The organism is Gemmatimonadota bacterium, assembly GCA_021295815.1.
Taxonomy (GTDB): domain Bacteria; phylum Gemmatimonadota; class Gemmatimonadetes; order Longimicrobiales; family Gaopeijiaceae; genus JAGWBQ01.
In genome coordinates, this window is sequence record JAGWBQ010000019.1 from 46421 (window position 1) to 54216 (window position 7796).

Sequence of the window (7796 nt, forward strand, 5' to 3'; positions counted from 1 at the left end):
GACCAGGAGACCGTCGCGCCCGCCATGACCCGCCCTATCTGATCCCGGACCTCGGCCGCGAGTTGAGCGGTGTCGCCCAGCGCCGCGAACGCCACCGTGTCCGGGGAGACCGCGACGGTCATCGGCGCAGGAGCCCCGACCGCGAGCTGCGCGACACCCGCGACACCTGCGGTCGTCGCCTCGATCTCCACCTCGCCCGCACGGACCCCGGTCACGAGGCCCGCATTGTCCACCGTCGCCACCAGCGTGTCGCCCGACTCCCACGTGAACTCGGCTCCCGCCACCGCGTGGCCGTTCGCGTCCATCGCCTCCGCCCTCAGCCGCACCGTGTCGCCCGCCACCAGCGTGTCTACCGCGGGAGCGACAGTCACCCCGCTCACCGCCTGGGCCACCGTCACCGTCGCGCTCCCCGACGCCGACCCCGAGGCCGCCGTAATCGTCGCGGTTCCGTCGTCATGCACCGTCACCAGCCCCGACCCGTCCACCGTCGCCACCGAAGCGTCGCTGGACGCCCACGTGAACTCCGCTCCCACCACGGCGTGGCCGCTCGCGTCGAACGCCTCGGCGGTCAGCCGCACGGTGTCGCCCAGCGCCGCGAACGCCACCGTGTCCGGGGAGACCGCCACGGTCGTCGGCACAGGAGCCGCGACCGCAAGCTGCGCCACACCCGCGACACCCGCGGTCGTCGCCGCGATCTCCACCTCACCTGCGCCGGTCCCGGTCACGAGGCCCGATCCGTCCACCGTCGCCACCGACGTGTCGCCCGACTCCCACGTGAACTCGACCCCCGCTACCGGATGGCCGTTCGCGTCGGTCGCCTCCGCCCTCAGCCGCAAAGTGTCGCCCGCCACCAGCGTGTCCGCGGCGGGAACGACCGCCACCGCGCTCACCGCCTGGGCCACCGTCACCGTCGCGCTCCCCGACGCCGACCCCGAGGTCGCAGTGATCGTCGCCGCTCCGTTTCCCGCCGCCGTCACCAGCCCCGAGGCGTCGACCGTCGCTGCGGTCGTGTCCGTACTCGACCAGGAAACCGTCGCGCCCTCCATGACCCGCCCGACCTGGTCCCGCACCTCGGCCGCGAGCCGAGCGGTGTCCCCCTGCGCCGCGAACGTGACGGTCGCGGGCGTCACGGTCACCGTGGTCGCCCGGGGCGGATCGGGGGGCGGTTCGATCACCCCGTCGCCACATGCGACGGCCCAGCCAGCCAGGCCTGCCAGCACAAGCATGGGCGCTACGGCTGGTGGTCGTCTCATGGCATCATCCTGGCGAAACAGGTCCACGGCCAAGCCGCCAGGACCGATGGAGCTGGACTGGATTTTCGACTCGGCTTCAACCTAACGTGGTTCCGGGAGTCGCCGCCACCGCGAGTCGGCGTTGGGACGACCCGCTAACGCAGGACCCTCGCTGCCGACATCGGTGAAGGTGTCCCAACCGTCCGTGAAAGCGGGGCAGGTCTAGTCGATTCAAAGCTACGCGGCAACATCCTTACCGTCAACCGGGGGAATGGCGAGCTCGTCCAGGTCGTGCGCGCCAAGGCTCAGGGGTCGGCTTGTAGTGGCCGCGCTCGGCGGACTTGACCATTGCACGAGACCGGCTCCGCCGCGTTGCAGAGGCGATGGGGTCCAGGCTCAGCCCCCCGGCCAGCGGTGCTGTCTACCTTACTCACCGAAACTTCCATCATCTTCGCGTGGTAGAGCCTCCCTCACCTCTCGTTCTAACCTCTTACTGTCGCTGCTCAGAGACCTTGGTTCCCTTCACTCTCAAGAGTGCTCGTTCCGGCGGACATGTACGAGTCGTCTGCCTTTCCGGCGTTGCCGGATGTCTTCTGGTCGTCGGGATCGAGAGCGGAACGTTCCTTCGGCATGTGTTCCAGATTGCTCCCATCGTGATCCTGTTGGGGTTCGCCATCCGCCGAAAGCCCTGGACCGCGCCCGCAGCCCTTGGCCTATTGGGTTGCTGGGCCTTCTTCATGGGACTGATCTGGTTGTACCTGGCCGGAATACAGACTTTCTTTACGGGCAGCTACACACTGCTAGAAATCGCGTTGACCATCCTCATCGGTGGGTTTTCCGTCGTCGGCATCGTTGCTTCCTGGACCGCAGACCGGACCATCGGACGTAAGCAACGGATACTCACTGCGATAGCGTTCGCTGCGCTACAGCTGGGGATTATGTGGCTTAGTCTCTTTGGCGATCGTATCCTAGCGATGTGGAGCGGGGCGTAAGGATCCGCAGGGGCGCTAGCATCGCTTCGCTTTCCCTCGCGAACCCCTATGCCCGAGCCTGCTGCCATTACCCGCGCGCTCGACCGGGCTCGACCTGCACTGGACGAATTGATCGGTCCGGGTGCTGAATTCCGACCGAAGCTTGGTTACCCAAAACGCCGCATCATTTCACTTCACCTACATCGGGCCCAGGCCGACGCTGCCGTGTACGGGTAGCCCTGCTCCGCAGACCACCCGAACATGGGCAATCAGCGCAAGTCGTCCATCGACCGGCGGGGGCCCCTTGTCAGAGACGGCGGTTGCAACCGCCGCGGGAGAGACCGGGCGGTGAGGCGGATCGTGAGGCCGGGCAGGCCTTAGGTGGCGGTTGGTCGTCAGAGGGTAGTCTCCGGGTCGCGGAGTAATTTTCAGGTCGGTCTTGCTGATGCCTGACCTGTACGCTCCGCCCGCGGGGCGTAGTAGGCACGGGAAGCTCGCACGCTCGTCATACGGAAGCGCCGAGATGATCGGTTTAGGATCTTGATCGAAACAATGGCTGCAACAAAGGGAGAACAAGCGGAATGGCTAAGACAATCGTTGGTATCGGACTGGGCGGCTTGATCGCATTCGCGTTGGGATTAGGTACGAGCTGCTCGGACATAACCGGCTCAGTCGCCGCACCGAGAGCGGGCGAAGCGATTCAGGACTGCGAAGTGTGTCCCGAGATGGTGGTGGTCCCGGCTGGCAGCTTCACTATGGGGTCCCCGGGCACAGAGAATGGACGATACGACGACGAAGAACCGTCGCACCCGGTGACCATCAACTACGAGTTCGCGGTAGGGGTATACGAAGTCAGTTTCGACGAGTGGGAAGCATGCGCGCGCGGCGGTGGATGTGGAGGCCACCTGCCGTCAGGCTCGGGATCGGGCCTTGGGAGGCACCCAGTGACGAATGTGAGCTGGAAGGATGCTCAGGCATACGTAGAATGGCTTTCCCGTACGACAGGAGCACAATACCGACTCTTGACGGAAGCGGAGTGGGAGTATGTGGCACGCGCTGGGACTCAGACAGCGCGGTACTGGGGAGAGAGCGAATCGGAGCAGTGTCGATACGCCAATGGAAGGGATGCTGCTGCGCCGTGCAGGGATGGCTACACAAATACCGCGCCAGCGGGCTCTTTTGATCCGAATTCTTTCGGCCTGTATGACGTTCTGGGCAACGTGTGGGAATGGACCGAGGACTGTTGGAAGGACAACTATTCGGATGCCCCGAACGATGGGAGCGCACGGCAAACTGGGAACTGTTCTGTTCGTCTAGCTCGCGGCGGCTCCTGGCTCACCGCTCCGAAAGCCCTCCGTTCAGCGGTCCGTGGCAGGACCAATGCCGGTAACCGGCATACCGACCTCGGCTTCCGTGTCGCCCGAACCATAAGCTGACGGTTGAGTCTTTCGTTCCTTACTTCCGGGACTGGTGGGGTGGTCCTACATCGTTGGACAGTCCGAGGGCAAAGTCAAGGTGAATTCCGACTGGATTTGAGAGCCCTCGGGAACCTTCGCTACGTGGATCGTAAGCCCGGGTCGCCGGTCGGATTCCCCTCCCGGCAACCCGGGCTTGCTGGAGGTCTGAACGCGCGGGCGGAGCGGGCGGATTGCCCGCTGTGCCTCCGGCCCGCGTCCTCATCGGTACGCGGGGAAATGCTCGGACACGTGGACGGACGGGAGCCTGCGGGCACTCGACACCGGTCGACCGGACGCGACGCGGGTCGCTCATGCCGCCCTCGCGCCGTTGCGGTAGGTCTCGCCCGGCGTCCGCCCGCCCAGCGACGAGTGCGGACGCACCTCGTTGTAGAAGTCGATCCACGAGCCGATGATCCGTTGGGCATCCAGCCCATTGCGGAGTTCATGCAGGTACGCGGCCTCGTACTTCAGCGAGCGCCAAAGCCGTTCAATGAAGATGTTGTTGAGGAACCGGCCCCGGCCGTCCATCGAGAACGCCACGCCCGCACCCAACACCCGGTCGGCGAAGGCCGCGCTGGTGAACTGCGCGCCCTGGTCGATGTTCAGGATCTCCGGAGTCGTCCGGATGAGCGCCTCGTCCAGAGCCCCAATGCAGAACGAGGCGTCCATCGTGTTGGACAGCCGCCAGGAAAAGACGTGCCGCGTCGCCCAGTCCATCACGGCCACGAGGTAGAAAAAACCTTGCGTCACAGGGACATAGGTGATATCCGCGCACCACACGTGGTCCGCACGGCAGATCTCGATGTCGCGCAGCAGGTAGGGAAAGATCCGGTGCTCCGAGTTCGCCACGCTCGTGCGCGGCCGCCGGTAGGTCGCCTCCATCCCCATGAGGCGCATGAGCCGTCGGATCCGGTGCCTGCCAGCCGTGACACCCTCGCGGCGGAGATGTCTTATCATCTGCTGGCTCCCGCAGAACGGATAGTCCATGTGGAATTCGTCCATCCGCCGCATCACCGCCAGATTCTCCGCGCGCTCTCCCTTCGGCCGGGAGCAGAGCGACGATCGGCTCACGCCCAGCAGCACGCAATGCTTCGACAGGCTCAGCGGTCCGGCCGACTCGATCATCCCGAAGCGCTCCGCCCGGCTCAACGCTTCAACCCGCACCGAAAAAATCCCGCTCTACCGTGAGCTCCCCGATCTTGGCATGCAGGTCGTGGATCTTCGCCTCACGCTCCTTGGCGAGCTTCCGCCTCCCGCCCTTGGCGAACACCTCCGGCACGTTCCTTTGGTCGCGGGCGTGACTATCTTCGGCGCAAGTAGCCCGAATGGACGATGAACCAGACCGCAACCGACCGCAATTGAGGCGGCCATAGTAGTACAACGCTCCTCATCCGTTTGTCATTCTAGAATGCGAACTCTTCAACTGATGCGAGACACCGACGACACCCGGCTGACCACTGGCGACAACCGGCCTGATCGTCTCATGGCCGAGATCAAGGGCGGGTCGTCGTGGGCGCTCGGTCGGCTGATGAACCTCTGTTGGGAGGAACTCGTGCACTATGCGGCACGCCAGCTGGGCGACGTAGAACTGGCCCAGGATGTCGTGCAGGAGGCGTTCATCCAGGTGTGGGAGCGGAGGCGGGGCTGGCGGCCCCGGGGATCCGCCCGGGCGTACCTGTACAGGATCGTACGGAACCTGGTGATCGACGAGAAGCGAAAGTACGAAGTAAGGCGGCGATGGGCCGAACGCCAGCAGCTGAAGGATGCGCCGCGACCGGCGACCCCCGCCCAGGAACTGGACGCGAAGATGCTGGCGGACGCGTTCGATGCGGCCGTCGCGTCGTTGCCGGATCGCCGGCGCGAGGTGTTCGAGCTCGTCTTTCAGCGCGGGCTGAGCCATGCGGAGGCGGCGGCGGTGCTAAACATCTCGGTGCAGACGGTGGCGAACCAGATGAGCGCCGCGCTACGGAGTGTGCGGCGGGCGATCAACGACAATCAGGGCGATTAGGATGGACACCAGGGAGGACCGGATGGACGAGTTGCTGCTCCGGCATCTGCGCAAGCAGGTGACGGACGAGGAGAGCGCGGCGGTGAAAGAGTGGATGAATGGCTCGGCGGAGCGCGAACGCGACCTGGCCCAACTCCGACGCGTAGTCGAGGCCGGGAAGATGGCAGACCGTCGAATCTTACCCGGCAACCCGCCGTCCGCCGAGGATTTGATTTGGCGGGCTGAGGCGCGACGGGGTGGTTCCGCGAAGTTGCGTCTGGCACGTCTCGAGAGGAGAGTGAAACCCGCGCGCGCCTTGCGTCGCCGATATTGTCTCGTGGCAGCCGGGGTCATCGCCATCGTCGCCTCGGCAATGTTTCAAGTCTTCAGGGGCGGGAGCAATAGCGGCCTTCCGAGCATCACTGCCACGGCCAAGGAATTCGGGACCGGCCCCGGAGAGACCGAGATGGTGCGTCTGGCCGACGGTACCGTGATCCGTCTCGGGCCGGACAGTCGCCTTAGTGCGGCGACGGGCGAGACGACCCGCGACGCCACGCTCCACGGTGAGGCCTTCTTCGCCGTCACAACCGACGCGGGGCGCCCGTTCCGCATCACCACGGCGGCGGGGACCGCGCAAGTGCTGGGAACTCGTTTCCACCTAGCGGCCCGCGCCGACGGGCTCGCCGTAACTGTGGTCGAGGGCCGAGTCGCCCTGGCTGGGCCGGACCACGAGGTGCAGGTCGGAGCGAGGCAGGCGGCGAGCCTGTTGCGCGGCCTCCCCGCACTCATCGACGTTGCCGCGCCGATCGAGAGCATGGCCGACTGGCTGGACGGCTTCCTCATCTTCCATGACACGCCGCTCGATGTCGCGATGAAGGAGGTAGAGGAGCACTACAACACGCGGGTGTTGGTGGGCGATGCCGCGCTCCTCGACCGCACCCTCACCATGTGGTTCGACTCGAAGTCGCTGCCTGAGGTCATGACGGTGGTGTGCGGTGTGATCGACGCCCGTTGCAGCATCGACACTGGGATTGTGAGGATCGAAAGCGCCAATTCAGGAGCGGGTTCGTGAGGCCCGTGCGGATAGGTGGGCGCCTGTCTCTGGGCGCGTCGGGGACCGTAAGATCGGGGTGGCCAACACGACTGCTTCTGACAAGAGCTTCGGTGTTGGCCGCGCTTCTCACCAGTGTGGTCGCGTCGCGGCTCGCCGCCCAAGATGAGCAGGTATTGGCCTCGCTCAGGGGCGAGCTCGGGATCGATCCCGAGCCGGGCACTCTGCTGGCGACTGTATCGGGCCTATCGATCCACGGAGCGCCGCTGGCCGAAGCGCTCGTCCGCCTCGCGGAACGATCACAGGTGCAGATCGCGTTCAGCCCGAGTCTGTTTCCGAGAGGCCTGCGGGTCACCTGCGACTGTACGACGCTAATTCTCGCGAGGACCCTCGACCAGCTTCTCGCCGACGCCGAGTTGGGATACGTCGAACTGGGGTCTCAGGTCGTCATCCTGCCGCTGAGCGACAAGGAAGGTGTTCCGACGGGGAGCCTGAGCGGTCACGTGCGGTCGGAGTTGGCCGTGCCGTTGGCGGACGCCACCGTCCAACTCCTGCGCGCCGGCGACGAAACTGATGGGTGGGTGACGGGAACGGACCGGTTGGGGTTCTTCGCGCTCCAGGACCTGCCGCCAGGAGATTTCGTCCTGACCGTGGCGCATATCGGCTACGCCACCCATGAGAGACCGACCGCGGTAACGTCGGGCGCAGAGACTCAAATGGACGTCACGCTTTCAACAGAGGCCGTGCAACTGGAGGGAGTACTTGTTGTAGGCGCGCCGAGAACGTGGCAGCGGGCCGCATTCGAGGAATCCGCAGGGGTCACGGTGAAGGAACTCGACCTGGCCACGCTCCAGACGCTTCCGGGGGTAGCGGCGGGCGATCCGATTCGGGCGCTGGACGTGCTGCCCGGAGTGACCAGGGTGTCTGACGTCGCGGCCTCCTACAACGTGCGCGGAGGATCGGGGGACCAGAACCTTGTCCTGTTGGACGACATTCCGATCTTCCATCCCTTTCACCTGCTCGGTGCGTTCTCGGTGTTCAACCCGGACATGGTGGACCGGGCGGAGTTGAAGTCCGGGGGCTTCCCCGCGGAGTTCG

Annotated in this window: 6 protein-coding genes; 4 read left to right on the top strand and 2 right to left on the bottom strand. The window is 65.4% G+C overall.

The window, feature by feature from the left end; translation table 11 throughout:
• Positions 1–1253, bottom strand: a 1253-nt coding sequence (locus J4G12_08720) for an Ig-like domain-containing protein (GenBank protein ID MCE2455878.1), incomplete at its 3' end; no start/stop codon positions are given.
• 1531 nt (positions 1254–2784) lie between these two features.
• Between J4G12_08720 and J4G12_08725 the strand changes: the two genes are divergently transcribed.
• Entirely contained in the window at positions 2785–3639 is an 855-nt protein-coding gene (locus J4G12_08725; protein ID MCE2455879.1) for a formylglycine-generating enzyme family protein, read from the top strand.
• Positions 3640–3969: 330 nt separating this feature from the next.
• On the opposite strand, the gene J4G12_08730 is transcribed toward J4G12_08725, so the two are convergent.
• Positions 3970–4824, bottom strand: coding sequence for an IS3 family transposase (locus tag J4G12_08730; protein MCE2455880.1), 855 nt, complete (start codon positions 4822–4824; stop codon positions 3970–3972).
• A gap of 262 nt (positions 4825–5086) precedes the next feature.
• Here J4G12_08730 and J4G12_08735 point away from each other — a divergent pair, with 262 nt between their 5' ends.
• The 3 genes from J4G12_08735 to J4G12_08745 all read left to right on the top strand — a co-directional run.
• The gene (locus tag J4G12_08735) at positions 5087–5668 is read left to right on the top strand and encodes a sigma-70 family RNA polymerase sigma factor (protein ID MCE2455881.1); all 582 of its coding nucleotides are present in this window, start codon (positions 5087–5089) and stop codon (positions 5666–5668) included.
• 1 nt (position 5669) lies between these two features.
• Positions 5670–6719: a FecR domain-containing protein gene (locus J4G12_08740; protein MCE2455882.1), complete on the top strand. Its 1050-nt coding sequence runs from the start codon at positions 5670–5672 to the stop codon at positions 6717–6719.
• 95 nt (positions 6720–6814) lie between these two features.
• On the top strand, positions 6815–7796 hold a 982-nt coding region (locus J4G12_08745), incomplete at its 3' end, for a carboxypeptidase regulatory-like domain-containing protein (protein ID MCE2455883.1).

Bases quoted from the DNA above. Each gene is read 5' to 3' on its own strand.
- J4G12_08725 (MCE2455879.1), top strand. From the start codon at position 2,785: ATGGCTAAGACAATCGTTGGTATCGGACTGGGCGGCTTGATCGCATTC.
- J4G12_08735 (MCE2455881.1), top strand. From the start codon at position 5,087: ATGCGAGACACCGACGACACCCGGCTGACCACTGGCGACAACCGGCCT.
- J4G12_08740 (MCE2455882.1), top strand. From the start codon at position 5,670: ATGGACACCAGGGAGGACCGGATGGACGAGTTGCTGCTCCGGCATCTG.